Origin of the sequence: Paenibacillus septentrionalis (assembly GCF_042659865.1) — a bacterium.
Lineage (GTDB): Bacteria > Bacillota > Bacilli > Paenibacillales > Paenibacillaceae > Pristimantibacillus > Pristimantibacillus septentrionalis.
On record NZ_JBHSTE010000003.1, the window covers coordinates 505,561 to 521,706 of the forward strand.

22 protein-coding genes and 1 pseudogene are annotated in these 16,146 nt (G+C 36.1%); all 23 read right to left on the bottom strand.

Going from position 1 to position 16,146, the window contains the following annotated elements:
- Positions 1-49: 49 nt before the first annotated feature.
- Positions 50-499: a GNAT family N-acetyltransferase gene (locus tag ACFP56_RS10815; protein WP_379234232.1), complete on the bottom strand. Its 450-nt coding sequence runs from the start codon at positions 497-499 to the stop codon at positions 50-52.
- A gap of 47 nt (positions 500-546) precedes the next feature.
- On the bottom strand, positions 547-969 hold the full coding sequence (locus ACFP56_RS10820) for an NUDIX hydrolase (RefSeq protein WP_379234234.1): 423 nt from the start codon (positions 967-969) through the stop codon (positions 547-549).
- Between the two features lie 178 nt (positions 970-1,147).
- Positions 1,148-1,327 (bottom strand): GNAT family N-acetyltransferase, encoded by a 180-nt coding sequence (locus ACFP56_RS10825; protein ID WP_379234236.1) that lies wholly within the window; start codon positions 1,325-1,327, stop codon positions 1,148-1,150.
- A 77-nt stretch (positions 1,328-1,404) separates the two neighbouring features.
- Entirely contained in the window at positions 1,405-2,340 is a 936-nt protein-coding gene (locus ACFP56_RS10830; protein ID WP_379234238.1) for an acetamidase/formamidase family protein, read from the bottom strand.
- A 64-nt stretch (positions 2,341-2,404) separates the two neighbouring features.
- Positions 2,405-2,860: an NUDIX domain-containing protein gene (locus ACFP56_RS10835; protein ID WP_379234240.1), complete on the bottom strand. Its 456-nt coding sequence runs from the start codon at positions 2,858-2,860 to the stop codon at positions 2,405-2,407.
- Positions 2,861-3,093: 233 nt separating this feature from the next.
- Complete coding sequence (locus ACFP56_RS10840; RefSeq protein ID WP_379234242.1) at positions 3,094-3,630, bottom strand: hypothetical protein; 537 nt, start codon at positions 3,628-3,630, stop codon at positions 3,094-3,096.
- Positions 3,631-3,704: 74 nt separating this feature from the next.
- Positions 3,705-4,163, bottom strand: a complete 459-nt coding sequence (locus ACFP56_RS10845) for a GNAT family N-acetyltransferase (RefSeq protein WP_379234244.1) — start codon at positions 4,161-4,163, stop codon at positions 3,705-3,707.
- A gap of 190 nt (positions 4,164-4,353) precedes the next feature.
- Positions 4,354-4,788 carry a hypothetical protein gene (locus ACFP56_RS10850; RefSeq protein WP_379234246.1) on the bottom strand — a complete coding sequence of 145 codons (435 nt, stop codon included), beginning with the start codon at positions 4,786-4,788 and terminating at the stop codon, positions 4,354-4,356.
- Between the two features lie 224 nt (positions 4,789-5,012).
- The gene (gene yqeK / locus ACFP56_RS10855; RefSeq protein ID WP_379234248.1) at positions 5,013-5,636 is read right to left on the bottom strand and encodes a bis(5'-nucleosyl)-tetraphosphatase (symmetrical) YqeK; all 624 of its coding nucleotides are present in this window, start codon (positions 5,634-5,636) and stop codon (positions 5,013-5,015) included.
- A gap of 226 nt (positions 5,637-5,862) precedes the next feature.
- Positions 5,863-6,240, bottom strand: a complete 378-nt coding sequence (locus ACFP56_RS10860; protein WP_379234251.1) for a hypothetical protein — start codon at positions 6,238-6,240, stop codon at positions 5,863-5,865.
- 251 nt (positions 6,241-6,491) lie between these two features.
- The gene (locus ACFP56_RS10865) at positions 6,492-6,920 is read right to left on the bottom strand and encodes a GNAT family N-acetyltransferase (protein WP_379234253.1); all 429 of its coding nucleotides are present in this window, start codon (positions 6,918-6,920) and stop codon (positions 6,492-6,494) included.
- Between the two features lie 312 nt (positions 6,921-7,232).
- Complete coding sequence (locus ACFP56_RS10870) at positions 7,233-7,565, bottom strand: NIPSNAP family protein (RefSeq protein WP_379234255.1); 333 nt, start codon at positions 7,563-7,565, stop codon at positions 7,233-7,235.
- A 672-nt stretch (positions 7,566-8,237) separates the two neighbouring features.
- The gene (locus tag ACFP56_RS10875; protein WP_379234257.1) at positions 8,238-8,828 is read right to left on the bottom strand and encodes a VOC family protein; all 591 of its coding nucleotides are present in this window, start codon (positions 8,826-8,828) and stop codon (positions 8,238-8,240) included.
- A gap of 194 nt (positions 8,829-9,022) precedes the next feature.
- Positions 9,023-9,532 carry a DUF6886 family protein gene (locus ACFP56_RS10880; RefSeq protein WP_379234260.1) on the bottom strand — a complete coding sequence of 170 codons (510 nt, stop codon included), beginning with the start codon at positions 9,530-9,532 and terminating at the stop codon, positions 9,023-9,025.
- A 156-nt stretch (positions 9,533-9,688) separates the two neighbouring features.
- A complete protein-coding gene (locus ACFP56_RS10885; protein ID WP_379234262.1) occupies positions 9,689-10,210 on the bottom strand; it encodes a GNAT family N-acetyltransferase in 522 nt (173 codons plus the stop codon).
- 226 nt (positions 10,211-10,436) lie between these two features.
- Entirely contained in the window at positions 10,437-10,859 is a 423-nt protein-coding gene (locus ACFP56_RS10890; protein ID WP_379234264.1) for a hypothetical protein, read from the bottom strand.
- Positions 10,860-11,043: 184 nt separating this feature from the next.
- Positions 11,044-11,949, bottom strand: coding sequence for a serine hydrolase domain-containing protein (locus ACFP56_RS10895; protein ID WP_379234266.1), 906 nt, complete (start codon positions 11,947-11,949; stop codon positions 11,044-11,046).
- A gap of 178 nt (positions 11,950-12,127) precedes the next feature.
- Positions 12,128-12,661 (bottom strand): VanZ family protein, encoded by a 534-nt coding sequence (locus ACFP56_RS10900; RefSeq protein WP_379234268.1) that lies wholly within the window; start codon positions 12,659-12,661, stop codon positions 12,128-12,130.
- Positions 12,662-12,884: 223 nt separating this feature from the next.
- Positions 12,885-13,343, bottom strand: a complete 459-nt coding sequence (locus tag ACFP56_RS10905) for a hypothetical protein (protein WP_379234270.1) — start codon at positions 13,341-13,343, stop codon at positions 12,885-12,887.
- A gap of 210 nt (positions 13,344-13,553) precedes the next feature.
- The gene (locus ACFP56_RS10910; RefSeq protein WP_379234272.1) at positions 13,554-14,096 is read right to left on the bottom strand and encodes a GrpB family protein; all 543 of its coding nucleotides are present in this window, start codon (positions 14,094-14,096) and stop codon (positions 13,554-13,556) included.
- Between the two features lie 41 nt (positions 14,097-14,137).
- The gene (locus ACFP56_RS10915; protein ID WP_379234274.1) at positions 14,138-14,605 is read right to left on the bottom strand and encodes an NUDIX hydrolase; all 468 of its coding nucleotides are present in this window, start codon (positions 14,603-14,605) and stop codon (positions 14,138-14,140) included.
- A 132-nt stretch (positions 14,606-14,737) separates the two neighbouring features.
- Positions 14,738-15,289: a DUF402 domain-containing protein gene (locus ACFP56_RS10920; protein WP_379234276.1), complete on the bottom strand. Its 552-nt coding sequence runs from the start codon at positions 15,287-15,289 to the stop codon at positions 14,738-14,740.
- 226 nt (positions 15,290-15,515) lie between these two features.
- Positions 15,516-16,010 (bottom strand): annotated as a pseudogene (locus ACFP56_RS10925) (GNAT family N-acetyltransferase); the annotation flags it as partial.
- Between the last annotated feature and the right edge of the window lie 136 nt (positions 16,011-16,146).

Below are 16,146 nucleotides of genomic sequence, written 5' to 3' on the forward strand. Positions count from 1 at the left end.
CTCTATTGCACGAGTGACGGCCATCTTCATGCTCCATACGAAATATTAATTAGTTTCTTGGTATCTTAAGAACATAATGAAGTAAATTATTATCTTCCGGATCTTGATTTTGTCTAGTAAATCCTGATTGCTCCAAACACTTAATGCTAGGATAATTATCTGAATCAACCCATGCATCGAAGTATTCTATATACGACAGTTCTTTCAAATTTATCATTTCTCTCAACATTCTTAAACAATAACCCCGGTTTCTCTTACTTGGATTAATGATATAGGAGATAGCAGCTCTCCTATAACTAGTAAGTTCCACACAGAGTTCACCGACTAGCTCACCGTTATCGCTTACAACCCAGATAAAATAATCCAGTCTACTCTTCACATATGAATAAAATTCGTCAATATCATCAATTCCAATTCTCTTGTTTGTTTCCTCATCCTCATGCCAAAGCTTAATGTGGTTTATTAATTCTTGAGTAATATATGTAAAATTGAGTTCCATGAAAATCACACCTTTGTTAATCATTAATCTAACGTTGTTAATGCATGTTATGTAAGGTTCGGGCCTGCTTCGATTTTACTTAACATATCCATTATTGGTTTTGTATAAGTATCAAATTTATCTGAATCATCAAGTGATATCCACCTTACTTCTAAAATGTCTTCATTGTCCCTATTCGTTGTATCAAGTATTACACTGCCCTTAATATTCTTTATTAAATAAGTGTACTTCTCGTCTTGTAAATGAATTAATATAAGATCAGTGACTTCTAACCCTGTTTCCTCTTTGACTTCTCTAATACAAGCTTCTTCTGGGGTTTCATTTTCTTCAATCCCCCCGCCTGGAAAATTCCAGACAATATCTCCTCTTTGAACATATTGACGAACCATCAAAACTTTCTTGTCTTTTATAATTACTGCTTGAGATATGATACCAAACATCTCCCGACTGAAATTATTATGTTCTTGCATTAACGAAACCGAGGCCTTAGTATGTGCAGCGAATGGGGCGGCAGACTTAGCCTTGCAGGGTTGTCACGTGATTCACCTACACTGCCAAGCATCACCAGTGACCAGGGAACGATGCGACGACGCATTAAGCGGTATTATGCTGTTGGGGCTCTCTACGAGTTAGCTTATAAACGTTCAGCTATGTTAAATTATACCAAAATATCTTGTAGTCAAAACTTGAAGACAACCCTATTGTTTTTGCTACTCCAATAGATCCTGTATTATCGGGACTACAATCCCAGTAAGGAGAAATTCCTTTTTCTACACATCTCTTGCACAAATGAATAACCAAGGGAGGTGAGCGCGGCAACTGACTCATTGAAATTGCTTCCTGCGGACCGAGGGCGTAAGCCTGAAGCGTGAATAAGTATTATAAGATGTTGGCGACTTTTCGAGTTACTTAAGAATCCCATGCGGTAAGCATGCATGAACGCCTTTGACGCCATTAACAATTTGAGTAATTCTTAGGTCAACTATTGAACTTCCTAGTGCAATTGCTTCTACTCGATTCAATCCGAATAAATCTCCCATTAAATTAAGCATTCCATCAAGAGCTTGAACTGTTGCTTCGTTCAAGTCTTCGTGGAATCCAAACGTAATCCATCCAGCTGGAGTATTCGCTCTTGGGTTTGACAAACTCATGTTTTCAATTAGATTCACTGTTATATCAACAACTTCCATCGGGCATTCAATAGCTTGGCAGCTCACTTCACCATCGCCTTGCAAGGCATGGCCATCACCAATCGCTAAATATCCACCATCAACCGATATTGGTAAGTACAATTTACTGCCTTTAACTAACTCCTTACAATCTATGTTACCTCCACAATAACGTGGTGGCCATGTCGAATGAACCCCTCCTGACTCTGGCGGCATTCCAATTACGCCCATGAACGGTTTTAAAGATACTGAAAATGTTCTTCCATTTATCTCGCACTTTCCATTCATTAATTTGCTATCAAGTTTCCAGTCCAGAATTATTTCCTGATATTCTGTTAAGTGTAATTTTTGGTTTTGCCAATTAGGGTACTGCCCCGCAGCCGTAAAACCATAATGACCAATAATAATGTCGTTAAATTCTATCTCAAGTACCATTCCCCGCTTTGCATTTTCTACATAAATAGGTCCGATTAACGCATGACCCCCATCTATTTTTTCTCTTCTTGTAAATGGTTTCCTCCGATCAGAGTTATTCGTTCCTGTTCCCCAACCGGCATCCAGCGTTTCAAAACGGATAGAATCCCCCGAATTCACTTTGATAATTGGGGTTACTTCATTAGTAAATGATCCAATTAGATTTTCTTGAACTAATTCAATTTTATGTACTGCCATGAAATCGCCCCCAGTGATTTTTAATTTATGCCAATAAATAATATTCAAAACTTCTTTAATGATATTAATAATATTTTAATAGTTCTTTATCGATCTCATTAATGTATCCTATGTCGTTTGTACCATTCCAAAAAATAATACTATTCGCTTCATTATTCTTTATAAATGGTCTTTCCGTATCAATATCTGCACTAAATAATCCACCGTATTCAGTCTTTCCATTCTTTAAGACAAACTTCATCAACCCTTTAAACTCAATTCTGGCTGGAATCTGGTTTGTTTCTTCTAGCATTTCACGTAAAGCACATTCCCTTAACGTTTCACCAGGCTCAAGTATCCCACCCGTCACTTCCCACTGTTGCCTCCAGCTATTAAACAATAGCAAAAAACCATCCCGACTTTTTGCAACAACTAACGAATGTGTAATTGGAAATTCCAAATCGACTTGATCGACCTGATCCTCGTTAATGTTTATTAACTCTACAAATATATCTCCATTTTTGTTAATACATATCGACATCCTGAAATTACACCTCAATTAATTTTTATTTTTCGTCACTTTCATCTAACTTCTTGTATTCACGACATCGACAATCTTAAGGCCCACGGGTGGCTCCGCCACTTAGGTTCGCAGATGTGTCTGCCTCATTCAGTTCTCCTGGTTACTGCTTACCACTTCGGGCGGACCGGGGGGTAAGCCCCGATGCGTGAATACGGCGGTGTTACACGACGTCATTCGGCCCTCATTTCTGATCACAAGTATTTGTTTATTACTTTATCATCCCAGATTTGCACTTCAATATATCTTTCGGGTCCCATGTTACCATTTCGATTCCAAATTTGAGGCCAACCAATTTCTTTAACTAATTCTATAATTTCATGTTTCAGATAGAGCCTTTCCCTATACGGCTTCCCATCCTTGTATCTCATTGTTGGAAACAGATCTCCATAAGTAAAACTAATAGTCCTTGAATCAAATTCTTCTATAGGTATTCTTAGTTCTTTACCATCCCTATACCATTCTTTCAGCCAGTCACATGCCCCAAAAGTCATATAGTGAGGATAAGCTTTGGTTGGCTTTCCACCCTTGCTGATAAACAGTTCTCTTGCTAATTCTTCTAATTGCCTTCTAACGAGTAAATAATTATCAGACCGCTTACTTGCAAAAACTCCCCCATCTTGCTTCAAGGTATCTTGCACTCTTAGAGCTTCTTCATACGATAAAGAGGAAAGGTTCTTAAAAGGACCTGTCCCTGCTTCATAGTAATGAAATAAATAGTTCTCATCCATGATTATCACCTTCAAACGTTACTTTCGAAAGTTGTCGTCTACGTTCTTGCATTAACGAACCTGCCTAATCAACTTCATAATCTTTTTTCCATACATATGCTTGAAGGACAATCAACATATTCACCAAATCTATCAATCTCGACATATCCATTCTTTCTATAAAAACTAATGGCCTCTACTTGCTGATCTCCAGTTTCTAATTTCATTAAATAATAATTTTGATTTTTTGCTTTCTTTTCTAGGTTTTTTAATATTTCCCCTGCAACTCCCTGATTCCTATAATCATCTCGTACAAAAAAACGCTTTAATTCAATTTCATCTTTATTTATTTCCTTGATAGCCCCACACCCAACTGCTTGCTCATCCAAATAAGCAATTACAAATTGAACATCTCTTATACTGAGAGTTTCTAAATCAATAGTAAATACTTCTTCAGTTGGATATAGTGTATACAAATAGTCATCCAGTTTTTGAAGTAACTTATTCAAATCAGGATGACCTGACTTTACATCCATTAAAATGATAGGATTCATTATCGCTCTCTCTTTCCATATTTTTTTCAGCAGTTTCAGATAACGTTTTTGCATTAACGAACTCAAAAGGCTTAAGTGAAGCGCAGCGCAACGGGTTGAAGACTTGCCTTGCAGGATTGTCACATGGATCGAAAACATCGCCAATGACCGAGGAGCGTATGCGACGAAGCGGTTGCTAGGTGAAGTTGTTTCATCTATGAAAAGCTATCAAACTTTCTAGATCTTTCACAATTTTTCTGAACCTTTGATTAGAGACACCGTAACCACCAGTATTAAGAGTAAGGACACCTAGTTTAACATCAAGTTCTTCCGTTGAATTATCTAATAATGAATAATCTGACAAATCTTCCTCCAATGTAATAAAGATATTAGACAATAATGATCTTTTCATCTCTGTAATTTCATGATCAGATAACTTTCCAGAAAATTCTTTTTTCAACTGTCCCCTGTTACTTATTAATTCAAGAGAATAGTCGCCATTCTGATTCAATATCAATACGGCATGATACCCAGAATACGCATTAAAGACTTCATATTTAAGTTGTGGCTTAACAATCCCAATATAAAAAACAATCATTAAAATCAATATTATTCCAGAAAGCACAACTATTGATCTTTTCTTCATAGTTTGATCCTTCTTTCACTCGCTTCAATCAATTTCGCCTAACGTTTTAGCATTAACTAACCCGAAAGGCTTAAGTGGAGCGCAGCGAAACGCGTCGTAGACTTAGCCTTTCGGGGGTGTCACATGAATTTGCTTCTCTGCCAAAAGCATCACGAGTGACCGAGGAGCGTATGCGATGATACGCTAATGCGGTGTTAGCAGAGGTCAATACCTTCTTCGAGTTACTATACTAATCGTACTTTATCTTTCAACTCCTCATATGCATCTCTTAACCATGGATGAATTACCTTCAATGTATCTTTCCGTTCCCATAAAAAATTGATATAAGCAAATACCCCATGTGTTAAAGATTCCTCAAGATTTCTATTAAGTTCATTAATATAGGGCGGAGCCCCACTCTGATCCCAAGATATCTTATCAGCTACAAACAACACTTGATCAAGTAACGTTGAGCTCGATTTTAATGTAGTGTGGCAGCCAATTGCATTTAATATTTCTTGATCATTAATATTAAAAATTTCTTGTGCCATTACCTTCGATATCTTTTGGTGAATTATCATTGGGAATCTCTCTTCTTCGGGAAGCACCTCGATCTGTAATTCTCTTGCAACCTCTATTCTTTCGTTATTTGGAAATACTGCACTGATATCATGTAGCAGGCCTGCCGTTTCCGCTGCTAATACATTAGCATTGAACAACATAGCAATTCTTCTTGATTCAGACCCAACTTCTATACAATGCTTTGATGTCATAGGACATTCATTCGATATTAAAAACAACGGAACGTCTGTTTTCAACTCACCTGTAAAACTAACATGTTTTGTTAAAGGCTTAAAAATTGAATGCATTATTAGATCCTCCTACAGAATAGACGTTGCATTAATTTCCTATAACGTTTCTGTATTCACCTACCCTCACTCCTTAAGGGCAACAGCCCTGGTCCAACGGACTTAGCCAGTGCAGAGTTGTCCCGCTACTCCTGTCTTCCCGAAATTTCCCTGTCGGACCGAGGGCCGGATGGCCCGATGCATGAATATATTGTTACGCAGTACTCTTCTGCGAACAAGCTATAAGCTATCTGTTATTTAGCTTTTCCAATAATTCTATCTCCTCTTCCTCTGAAAGTTGTTCTTCCGCTCTTATTCTCGTCTCATCTATCTTTCGTACTTTTAATCCTCTTTTTATCAGCCATTCTTCACCAGGTTTCATGGTAGTTGCTGGATGTGGATATACATCTTCACTTATAATTTCCTCATCAATTATGTAAATGTATCCACATAACTTACCATTATGAAATCTTGCGCCATTCTCATCAAAAGCAACAATAGATGGTTTGTGTGAAAAGATTCTTGCTAACTCTCGATCCTGAGTTATTGTGCTTCCGACTAGTAGTTCATTTAGACATAATGGAGAGCCATGGAACCAAGGCTTACTGTAGTCCCATTCTTTCATAATTATCACCTTCAATTAAGTTTTATTATGTTTCTTCTTGTTATTGTTCTTTAGTTTCTTCTTCTTGACTTTAGGGTATTGCGTATAACGTTTTTGCATTAACGAACCCGATAGGCTTGTCGTAGACTTAGCCTTGCAGGGTTGTCACATGAATTTAATTCTTGCCAAAAGCGTCACCATTGACCAAGGAGCGTTATGCGACGATACGTTAATGCGATGTTATATGATGCCTACGTCTACTTCGATTATTCTCAATAATTGCTTAAAGTTTTTTTCAAATAATAATGTGTATGCCCGCCTGCATTGTCAATCAATCCATATACTTCAAAACCATGTTTTCTATAAAAATCTAAAGCTTGAAAGCTTAATGTATCCGTTTTTATAAAATCACACTGTTTCTGCCTAGCAATTCCCTCTACCTCACTTAATAGTTTCGTTCCGTAACCTGACTTTCTAAACTCTTGTTCTATATACAAATAATGTATTTCTAACCAATTCCAACAGATTTCTCCCAATATTCCACCGTAAACTTGTTCCTTATCATCTTTCAGAAAATAATGTACTTCTTGATATCTTCCTATTAAATCCTTTGGAAAGTGTTTCTTATTGTATTCATACATGTTATTTCTAACATAGTTTTTCCACTCATTATTATTATCATCAGTAATCATTAATAACATTTCAATTTCTCCTATTTTATTCGTTTTTTAGTTTGTGTCTTTTCTCTTTGCGTCGGTTTCATATGACGTTCTTGCATTAACGATAAACACCCACCTTAGATCGCTCTTATCTTAGGTGGGTGTCTGTGTTGATGAGCATGCTTCAAATACTTGTTTCAACCAAGGAGCGCATGCGATGATGTGCTAATGCAGTGTAATCCGAAGGATTCGGCTTCTTGATTATACTTACTGCTTTCAAATACATCTTTCCGTACTTGTTTCATAGATTAACTTACAGACCAATGATTTCGTTATTGTACTTGCACTGCAAGGTTATATCGTCGAAATTATTTCTGAATCCTTCACTTGGAAGACGCAATCTTTATATACACGTTCTCTACCACCTTGACTGTCATACCACGCATTGACCTTCTTTGCTTGTTCAGGGGATCGAACATTCCTTTCGATTTCTTCATATTTTTCTTTACTATCATATTCCCAAATTGCAAAAATCTCAGTTGTTGTTTCCGAATACGGAGCCATCCATCTTCCAACTAATCTTGCTCCATTTTTCAATTGATTAGGCAAATTGTTTTCAATGAAATGCTTGTTAAAAACTTCAACAAATTCATTGTTGACTACATAGTACTTCCTTCTATAAAACATGTATATAACCTCCTAAGATCAATATGTTTTTTAATTTATCTGTATTTCGGACTTTTCGGATAACGTTTTTTGCATTAACGGACTTGCATATAGCAGGTTGTCACATGAATCTGCTTCTCTGCCGATTACACGACCAGTGACCGAGGAGCTCATGCAACGATGCTCTCTAATGGTATCCGAAGACTTCAACTCTCAGCATTACTTACTAAAACCATGCTTTTTTCCGAGTGTTGCCATGCTGACTTCTCGAGCTGTTTTCTAAACAATATGTTATGGTTTGTTGAATCTTGTTTGGTTATTCTCGACTAAGAGTTGGATCTCCAACTGGTGTGTCTCTTGTGGGTAATGAGAAAAGTGATTACTGTGTTTTATATGTTGAGGATTCTTTTGAGGTTTGATCTTATTCTATCAGATTTAGATGGTCTTAACTTTTTTTCTTATGTTTTGGATAACATTCCTGCGTTAGCGAACCCGAAAGGCTTAAGTACAGCGTATGCGGAACGGGCCGTGACTGGGCCTTGCAGGGTTTTCACGTGAATTAGCTTCTCTGTCAACTGCTTCACCGTGACCGAGGTACTTGCGACGATACGTTAATGCGGTATTATCTGCTGGTCGTGCCTTCTTCAAGTGACTTTCAAAAGTAACTAGTTTGTAAAATACAACTTATATATCTTATCTAGAACATTTAATCTCTGAAATGATTGAACTAAGGAACCTCTGCTGTTCAACATTAGTTTTCTCACATAATCCCCAAAGTAATTGCTGCTCATGTTCACTCAGATCTCGTTTTAGGGCTGAACTCATTCTTCGTTTTAATTCAAAATATACACCTCTTTCTTCAACTGCCCGAAAGAAATGCCCATCTGGATCAAAGAAGGTGAAATATCCAAACTCTTTAGTAAAAATGGGCCCTTTATCAATTTGAACTCCAGTTTCTTTAATTTTTTCATGCAGAGAAAGAAGATCATTCGTTAACATTTCTATCATTGTTACCTGACCTGTGCTGCTCGTTACGAAGAATGATCGAGGGAAATTGAACTTCATTTGTGTAAAATCATCAGGATTTGTTTCCATTAAAAAAATTCCCGGACCATTTCCGTTTTTCAAGCCAATATGTGCTTCTCCAAACTCATAATCTGCCGAATTCAATTCATAGCCCAATACATTGCAATAAAAATCTACCGACTTTTTTAAATCAGATACTGGAATTCTCATGCAACAGTACCCGATAACATCCGCGTTATTCGTTTTCTTGCTCAACATATTCAACATCCTCCTTTGGTCGAAAGTTTTAAGGTTTCACAAGGTTGTGCACGTATTGCAGATAACGTTCTTGCATTACCGGACCTGCCTAGAATCCGCTTCTCTGTCAACTGCTTCACACCAGTGACCGAGGTGCTTGCGACGATGCGTTAATGCGGTGTTAGACGAAGTTGCTTCTTCATCGCACCTTCTATTTATTTCTTTGCATTATTAAATCTATGTATTCCAAAGTCTTTGAAATCTGAGTTTATAATTGCATCTCTAAGTGGATATAAATTGGGTGTAATTCTTAATTCAATTCCTTTACTTAAAAGTCTTTCTACCAAGTTATCAATTTTTTCTATACTAATGGGTTTCACTGCTTGATACGAGATATAATAACCAGCTGTCTTATCAAAAAGTTCAAAACTATCTTCTTCAAAATGGTATTTATATAATGATTGTCCAATAATCCTTGCATACCACTCACTCTCTACAGTAACAATAATGTCAGCATTAGTGTTTTTGAAAAACATATCAACATTCTTTTCGCTAATATCTTCTGTTCTTCTACATACAATTCGCGGGCAATCTCTAGGAAAGTAATACGTGAATTCATGTTCCTCATCAATTGCCCATACGACTGCTGGAAAATTTGTTCTATTCTGTTTTTCTTTTGGAATAAAGATCTCTATATTACCTTGTTCACTAAAATGAAATAGCATTTTGCACCTCATTTTTCAGATATATTTTTCAAGCAATTTCGTCTAACGTTTCCGTGTTCCCCTGACTTATCTCACGGGACCGAGGTGGCTTGTCCGCCGATGCGTGCACACACATTGTTATACGCTTCCCTTGCCTTCTTGAATACTTTCCATGCACTAGAATTTGTAATACCAAATAATTGCTTTTTCATTTGCATTCGGGAAATTTGTGTACAACAAAGTATCCACTGCACCAATAACAAAATTGTTCTTCGAATAAAATCGGCAAGCTGATAAATTAACATCCTGAGTTTCAAGCATAAGACCTATTTGATTATTCTGCTTTGCCCACTCTTTCGCTTTCAATAATAATTCGGTACCAACACCTCGTTTTCTACTAGTGCTGGCAACAGCGATATCCTCAACTAATGCAAAACCATTCCAATTTGTTCGTAGCCTTATCTGACCGATACAATTATTACCCTCATAATAGAAAAAGACGGCCTTATTCTTATCTTCGATGTAACTTACATCAATATCATCATTATCATATTTTTTTATATATTGTTCTGAGAATATCTCCTCAGTATATGACCAGTTTCCGTTGTCATATCTCGGAATTAATCGTCCGAATACAACTAAACTCTCATTAGATTTGTTATAGTCATTTATGTTCTCATGAGTCATTCTAATAATCATATAAACACCCCCTATTATGGAGTTTCGATTTGTTGGTTGAATGTTTTTATAACTGCAAGGGTTGCATATAACGTTCTTGCATTCACGAAACAGAAAGCCTTAAATTAAGCGTAGCGAAACGGGGCGACAGACTTAGCCTCCCAGGGTTGTCTGTGAGAAATCATCCGAGGAGCGCATGCGACGATGCGTTAACTGAAGTCGAGGTCTCCCTGTAATACTTGATAAATTACTCTATAATGTATATTTCTAATACTTCTATATGATAGTCTGATAAATGATGAGGTTTTATCCAAACTTCTAATCGGTTCGAATTCTCAATATTAATTATTGGAACTTCCTTTCTTTCATTATCATCAAGCTCATATACTTTTGTTCTCTTAGTGATTTCCACGTGTTTGTATGCCTCCTCACTTCCGTGTTGGAATTGATTATGATATACACTGAATACTGTTTCTTTAGGACTAAAGTTTTTCAATTGTAAAGTGTAGTTTATTTTCATCTCTTTACCGAACGGTTCTTTTCGTTGATCTACTAAACTAACAAATTCACCTAAATATCTATAAGCTACTTCATTCTCAGTGTTTTTTTCCTGTTTTGTACATGCTGCACTTAACAGAATTACTACTAATAATATTAATAATTTTTTCATTAAATTGTCCTTTCGATTTGCCTCGATTTCAGATAACGTTCTTGCATTAACGAACCTGCGTATAGCAGGTTGTCACATGAATTCACATCTCTGCCAATTGCATCGCCAGTGACCGAGGAACGAATGTGACGTAGCGTTAATACTGTGTTATATGAAGGTTGACTTCATTAACACTTACAATATCTTATTCTTGAAGGCAACTATAAAATATCTCATTAAATGATTTTTGATCCTCCGTGTAGTTTTCTGTATATCTATTCAACATTCGTACTCCTACCGCATTAAATTCGGGTACAATAATACAGTGACAACCTGCTGCACCTGATGAATAATAGTACTTATCCTGATAGTACCACCCAAATATTCGATTCTTATCTTTGGTATCAGTTCTCAATTGTTCACTGAGCGTAAATACTTCTTCTGGTATTAACTGACTAGTATTAAATAAACCTTTATTGAGATGTACATTTCCCCAATACGCAAGATCTCTCGCACTTGAATACAGATTTCTTTCATGACCTTCATTTGATTCAATTCTAATCGAAGCATAGCCACCTGAAGCTTGAAAATCACAAACCAATTTTTCTTTAGGAACCGAAATCCACTCAGTATCAGTTAACTGCATTGGTTTAAATATTCGTTTTGTGATTAGATCAGCAATATTACATCCAGTAAGTTCTTTAACAAGGTCACATGCTACTTTTTCGCGTTCTATACTATTAGATCCAAAATACTTAGGACCTGTTTTTATAGCTAAATCTCTTATTGTAATATTTCCGAGGTCATATTCAGTTTTAGTTAGAATATTGGAAACATTACAGTCAACAGACAATTTGCTTTCTACTACTGCAATTGCAGTTGCTAATCCTACATAAGTCTTCCTTAATGAATATAAATTAAACATAGAATCGGCTTTAACTTCGAGTGATCCATTCTTAAAGTGATGTTTTCCAGAATACCATTCAGTCAAAATTCTGTTGTCTTGAATTATAACGATAGAGGCAGCCGAAGCCCCATACTTCTCTTTGACTTCTTCTGTATAAGTTTTCAAAGAATTAAATTTATTAGCAGTTAGTGTTAGTGCATCCATGATTTTTTTCACCTCCATTAGATTTTCGGAACTAACGTTTCACATTAACGAACCCGAAAGGCTTAAGTGAAGCACAGGGCAGCGTAGAGTTAGCCTTGCAGGGTTGTCACATGAGTCTACTACTCTGCCGAAACATCACCAGTGACCGAGGTCCGCATGCGAAGATGTTAATGCTGTGTTATGCGTAGCTATTGACTTCTTTGTTCATAACCTTCAGATATAATTTTGACAATATTATCCCAATAACAGCTCCAACTGAATTCAAAATAACATCATTCAAAGTAGTAATTCTTCCCAATGGCAGAACGTATTGGGATACTTCAATTAATAACGAAAATATAACGAAACATAAAACTAAGTAATATTTAGACAAAAACTTTATTCTAAGACTACAGAAATAAGCTAATGGCAAAAATAATAAGAGATTTATAAAACTTTCAGTTCCTTGAGACATCATGCTACTAATTGATAATCTTAGATCTATAATATGATTTTCCTTCATCCCAGTAGGATAAAGCGTGACAAAGCATATACTAATTACATTAAGACTGATTAATAACTCCAATACTGTTCTTTTGAGAATATCTACTTGTTTTTTCTTTATTCTTATGAAAAAGATTAGAATAAATATCAATAATATAATTACAAGACTTATAACTAACATCGGGATTATATGATTATAAATTCTCCAATATTGAATAAGCTGATCCATCTCTTCTTTATTACTCCTTTCTATTCAATAATTAAGCATAACGTTCTTGCATTAACGTACCCGAAAGGTTTAAGTGTGTATCGGGTCGTAGACTTAGCCTTGCAGGGTTGTTACATGGATCAACTTCTCTGTCATATGCATCACCACTGACCGAGGAGCATATGCGGATTCGTTAATGTAGTGTTATGTGATTTCCCTGCCCTCCTGAATGTCACTTAAAGATTTATTTTTCTAATTGTAAAATACTTACTCCATTCTTATCAAAATCTACGAGATAGCTGACGCTTTGACCATATGAATTATAACTTGATTCGATCCTTATTAAATATTTACTAAATTCTATCAGTTTAATTTCATCTGTGATACTTTTCTTAACATATAAATCAACAGCATTGTCCAGTAATTTCTTATTTATTAACTCCTCTTGTGTGTTGTCGATTGTTTTAAAGACGGTATAATTTAGTTTCAAATTATCATGATACTCATAGTTTCTACTTACAGTCATTAACAATTTCAAAGTAGTGCTTTGTTCCTTCACATTAACATCAAAAACGCTTAACCTCGAAGATAATTCAACTGGAAACGGATCTGGAGCTTTTGGTTCGGCCTTTATGCTTGAATTCGAACAGGCAACGACTAAAATTAACATACAAAGGAGTATTAAATATTGAGTTTTTTTCATTATTTGTCCTCTTTTCTCTTATGCAGGGGTTTCACATAACGTCTTTGTATTCACGTCGTCGCTCCCCCTTAGATAGCTCTTATCTTAGGGGAGCGGTGTGTCGCCTGTTCCAACTCCCTTTCAACACTCGGGGCGGACCAAGGCGCGAACGCGCCGCAGCGTGAATACATACAGTGTTATCTGATGCATGCAACTTCTTTGTAAATACCCTCAAAGATCTGTAATACCAGGTTTCCAACCCACTACCTGACTCCACTTACTAGCCTTATTCATGATCTTCCATATGATTGGATCTTTCTCTTCAACATATCGTTCTCGATCATCTCCATATAATCCCATTAGATGATATTTTACTTCCGCATACTCTTTGCAATCTTCAGGGTGAGATCTTAAATAATCTCTAAATAATAAAGCAAACTGTTCTGACCAACTTCCTAATTCTCTTACATGAATATGAGTCCTTCTTATACCACTACTCTCACGAAAATATCTCTTTGTTTTATCTGGGTTTTGATACCGGTAGACATAACCAATACTCTCCAGCATCGATTTATACACCATTGGTTCAAATAATTTTACAGAGATTTGTATATCAATTACCGGTTTTGAATCGAGTCCTGGTACTGATGTCGAGCCAATATGATCAATTCTAATTGCTACCTCACCTAATGCATCTCGAATGCGCTCTCCGATCTGAACAAATTCATATTGCCAAGATGGATTATATGGCACCACAATTATTGGATCTGCCATGTATGACCTCCAGAATGTCTTTAATCAGATGTTGGGGGCTTCTATGAGTTACTCACATAAGATTTAATTAGGTTTCCGTATTGATGAATTTGAGTTTTGATAAATGCATTCGTCTCTTCAGGAAGCTCATTAATTTTAAAGAATCTTGCATCGATTACTTCAATACCATCAGGGTTCAATTCTCCTTCAAAATCATTGCAAATATATCCAATCACGACGTTGTAATACTCGTCTCCGTTTCTTAGCTTTGTATACATTTGCTGCCCTGATACTACATTGATCAGCTTTAGATTCTTCACTTCGATTCCGATTTCTTCTTTCAATTCACGCTTTGCACATTCTTCTACGGACTCACCTAGTTCCATTAGTCCTCCTGGGATTCCCCATGATCTATCTTGGTATTGTACTAACAAGATTTCACCAAATTTATTTATTACAGCAACACTTGGTCTCACCAAAATTAACGGTTGATGACCAATTTCCTTTCTTAGGTTTTCAATATATCCCACAGTTATGACCTCCATGATCAAATTTGTATTTCCCCGATTTCATATAACGTTCTTGCATTTAACGAACCCGAAAGGCTTAAGTGAAGCGCAGCGCACGCATGCGATAATGCGATAATGCGGTGTTATCGGATGTCAATGCCTTCTATGAGATTCGTTCAAAATATAATTAAAGTGCTTCATACTGTTATTAATTATTTTATTCTCTTTATTCTTAATTTCTTTAACTAGTTCACTTGTGATATTTTTTACCAATCTGTAATCTTCTTCTTGGATCTGTCTATTATCCAGAGCTTCTCTCAGTTCATCTTCATCTTTAATATAGAAATCACCGCTGGGTAATACAACTACATCTAAATAAAGATCATCCCAATAAGGAATTCCGTGTTCATTAACTCCAATGCTTTTAGATATATCTAAATACCATTGAACAACTTCAAACTTTTCATTAATCATAGTAGTAACACAATAATTCAAATCTACTGGAAAGTGCTGCATCCAGTAATAACCTACATCGGCTAAACTTATATCTTGTCCTTGTATTGTTATGATTATTGGTTCCTTTATTTTCTCAATACTAATTAATGTGATATATCCCCTAAATTCAACATCATCGTAAACACTACATATAAATTTCCTCTCCAATACCCGATGCCAATCTATACGGTCTGCATGTTTTCTCTTCATTTCACACCCCAGATTTGCTATACAAGATATAAAATCTTTGCATTGATTTCCGATAACGTTCTGGCATTAACGACGGATGCCCACCTTAGATAGCTCTTATCTTAGGTGGGCGTCTGTGTTGGTGAGCTTGCTTTTCTGTAAATGCCTTTCAACCGAGGAGCGCATGCGACGATGAGTTAATGTGGTGTTATGAGATGTGAGGGCCATCGAAGCATTGCTTACGAAATTAGGTATCCTTACTTATCGAATAGAACAATTCCCCGTTATAAAATTCAAATTCTTCCGGCAATTCTGAAACTGTATATTCATAACTAAATCCTAATTTCTTTAGTACTTTCTTAGATGATATGTTTTCTGGCTTCACTACTGCGGTCAGTTTATTCAGTCTAAGATTATTAAAACAAAAATCAATTAGCCCTTGTATTGCTTCTGTCGCATAACCTCGACCCCAGTAATTCTTACCAATTAGATAAAACACTTCTTTATAATTGTGGTTAAAATCTAAGCTTCCGACTCCACACCATCCAATATGACATCCAGTGTCTCTATCCGTAATTACAAATGAATACTTAAACCAATCTGCTGTAAAGTTAACTTCATAGCAACTAATCAACCAACTAAAAAGATCCTTGTATTCTTCCAAAGGCATAACATCCATTGGCAAAAATTGAAATAACTCTTTATCTTGCATCAAGCGAAAGGCTTCCAAGAGATCACTCTCTTGATATGCTCTATAATTAGTCTATCAGTTTGTATATTAGTCTCTTTGATCATGCTTTACTACCTCCTAAAATATTATCAATTCTTGTGGAGGTTATTCTATTGGTTTCAATCGCATTGCCCCCATTTCTTATAAC

Excerpts from the sequence above, each read along its gene's own strand:
- ACFP56_RS10815 (WP_379234232.1), bottom strand. The coding sequence starts at position 499 with ATGGAACTCAATTTTACATATATTACTCAAGAATTAATAAACCACATT.
- ACFP56_RS10820 (WP_379234234.1), bottom strand. The coding sequence starts at position 969 with ATGCAAGAACATAATAATTTCAGTCGGGAGATGTTTGGTATCATATCT.
- ACFP56_RS10825 (WP_379234236.1), bottom strand. The coding sequence starts at position 1,327 with ATGAGTCAGTTGCCGCGCTCACCTCCCTTGGTTATTCATTTGTGCAAG.
- ACFP56_RS10830 (WP_379234238.1), bottom strand. The coding sequence starts at position 2,340 with ATGGCAGTACATAAAATTGAATTAGTTCAAGAAAATCTAATTGGATCA.
- ACFP56_RS10835 (WP_379234240.1), bottom strand. The coding sequence starts at position 2,860 with ATGTCGATATGTATTAACAAAAATGGAGATATATTTGTAGAGTTAATA.
- ACFP56_RS10840 (WP_379234242.1), bottom strand. The coding sequence starts at position 3,630 with ATGGATGAGAACTATTTATTTCATTACTATGAAGCAGGGACAGGTCCT.
- ACFP56_RS10845 (WP_379234244.1), bottom strand. The coding sequence starts at position 4,163 with ATGAATCCTATCATTTTAATGGATGTAAAGTCAGGTCATCCTGATTTG.
- ACFP56_RS10850 (WP_379234246.1), bottom strand. The coding sequence starts at position 4,788 with ATGAAGAAAAGATCAATAGTTGTGCTTTCTGGAATAATATTGATTTTA.
- yqeK (WP_379234248.1), bottom strand. The coding sequence starts at position 5,636 with ATGCATTCAATTTTTAAGCCTTTAACAAAACATGTTAGTTTTACAGGT.
- ACFP56_RS10860 (WP_379234251.1), bottom strand. The coding sequence starts at position 6,240 with ATGAAAGAATGGGACTACAGTAAGCCTTGGTTCCATGGCTCTCCATTA.
- ACFP56_RS10865 (WP_379234253.1), bottom strand. The coding sequence starts at position 6,920 with ATGTTATTAATGATTACTGATGATAATAATAATGAGTGGAAAAACTAT.
- ACFP56_RS10870 (WP_379234255.1), bottom strand. The coding sequence starts at position 7,565 with ATGTTTTATAGAAGGAAGTACTATGTAGTCAACAATGAATTTGTTGAA.
- ACFP56_RS10875 (WP_379234257.1), bottom strand. The coding sequence starts at position 8,828 with ATGTTGAGCAAGAAAACGAATAACGCGGATGTTATCGGGTACTGTTGC.
- ACFP56_RS10880 (WP_379234260.1), bottom strand. The coding sequence starts at position 9,532 with ATGCTATTTCATTTTAGTGAACAAGGTAATATAGAGATCTTTATTCCA.
- ACFP56_RS10885 (WP_379234262.1), bottom strand. The coding sequence starts at position 10,210 with ATGATTATTAGAATGACTCATGAGAACATAAATGACTATAACAAATCT.
- ACFP56_RS10890 (WP_379234264.1), bottom strand. The coding sequence starts at position 10,859 with ATGAAAAAATTATTAATATTATTAGTAGTAATTCTGTTAAGTGCAGCA.
- ACFP56_RS10895 (WP_379234266.1), bottom strand. The coding sequence starts at position 11,949 with ATGGATGCACTAACACTAACTGCTAATAAATTTAATTCTTTGAAAACT.
- ACFP56_RS10900 (WP_379234268.1), bottom strand. The coding sequence starts at position 12,661 with ATGGATCAGCTTATTCAATATTGGAGAATTTATAATCATATAATCCCG.
- ACFP56_RS10905 (WP_379234270.1), bottom strand. The coding sequence starts at position 13,343 with ATGAAAAAAACTCAATATTTAATACTCCTTTGTATGTTAATTTTAGTC.
- ACFP56_RS10910 (WP_379234272.1), bottom strand. The coding sequence starts at position 14,096 with ATGGCAGATCCAATAATTGTGGTGCCATATAATCCATCTTGGCAATAT.
- ACFP56_RS10920 (WP_379234276.1), bottom strand. The coding sequence starts at position 15,289 with ATGAAGAGAAAACATGCAGACCGTATAGATTGGCATCGGGTATTGGAG.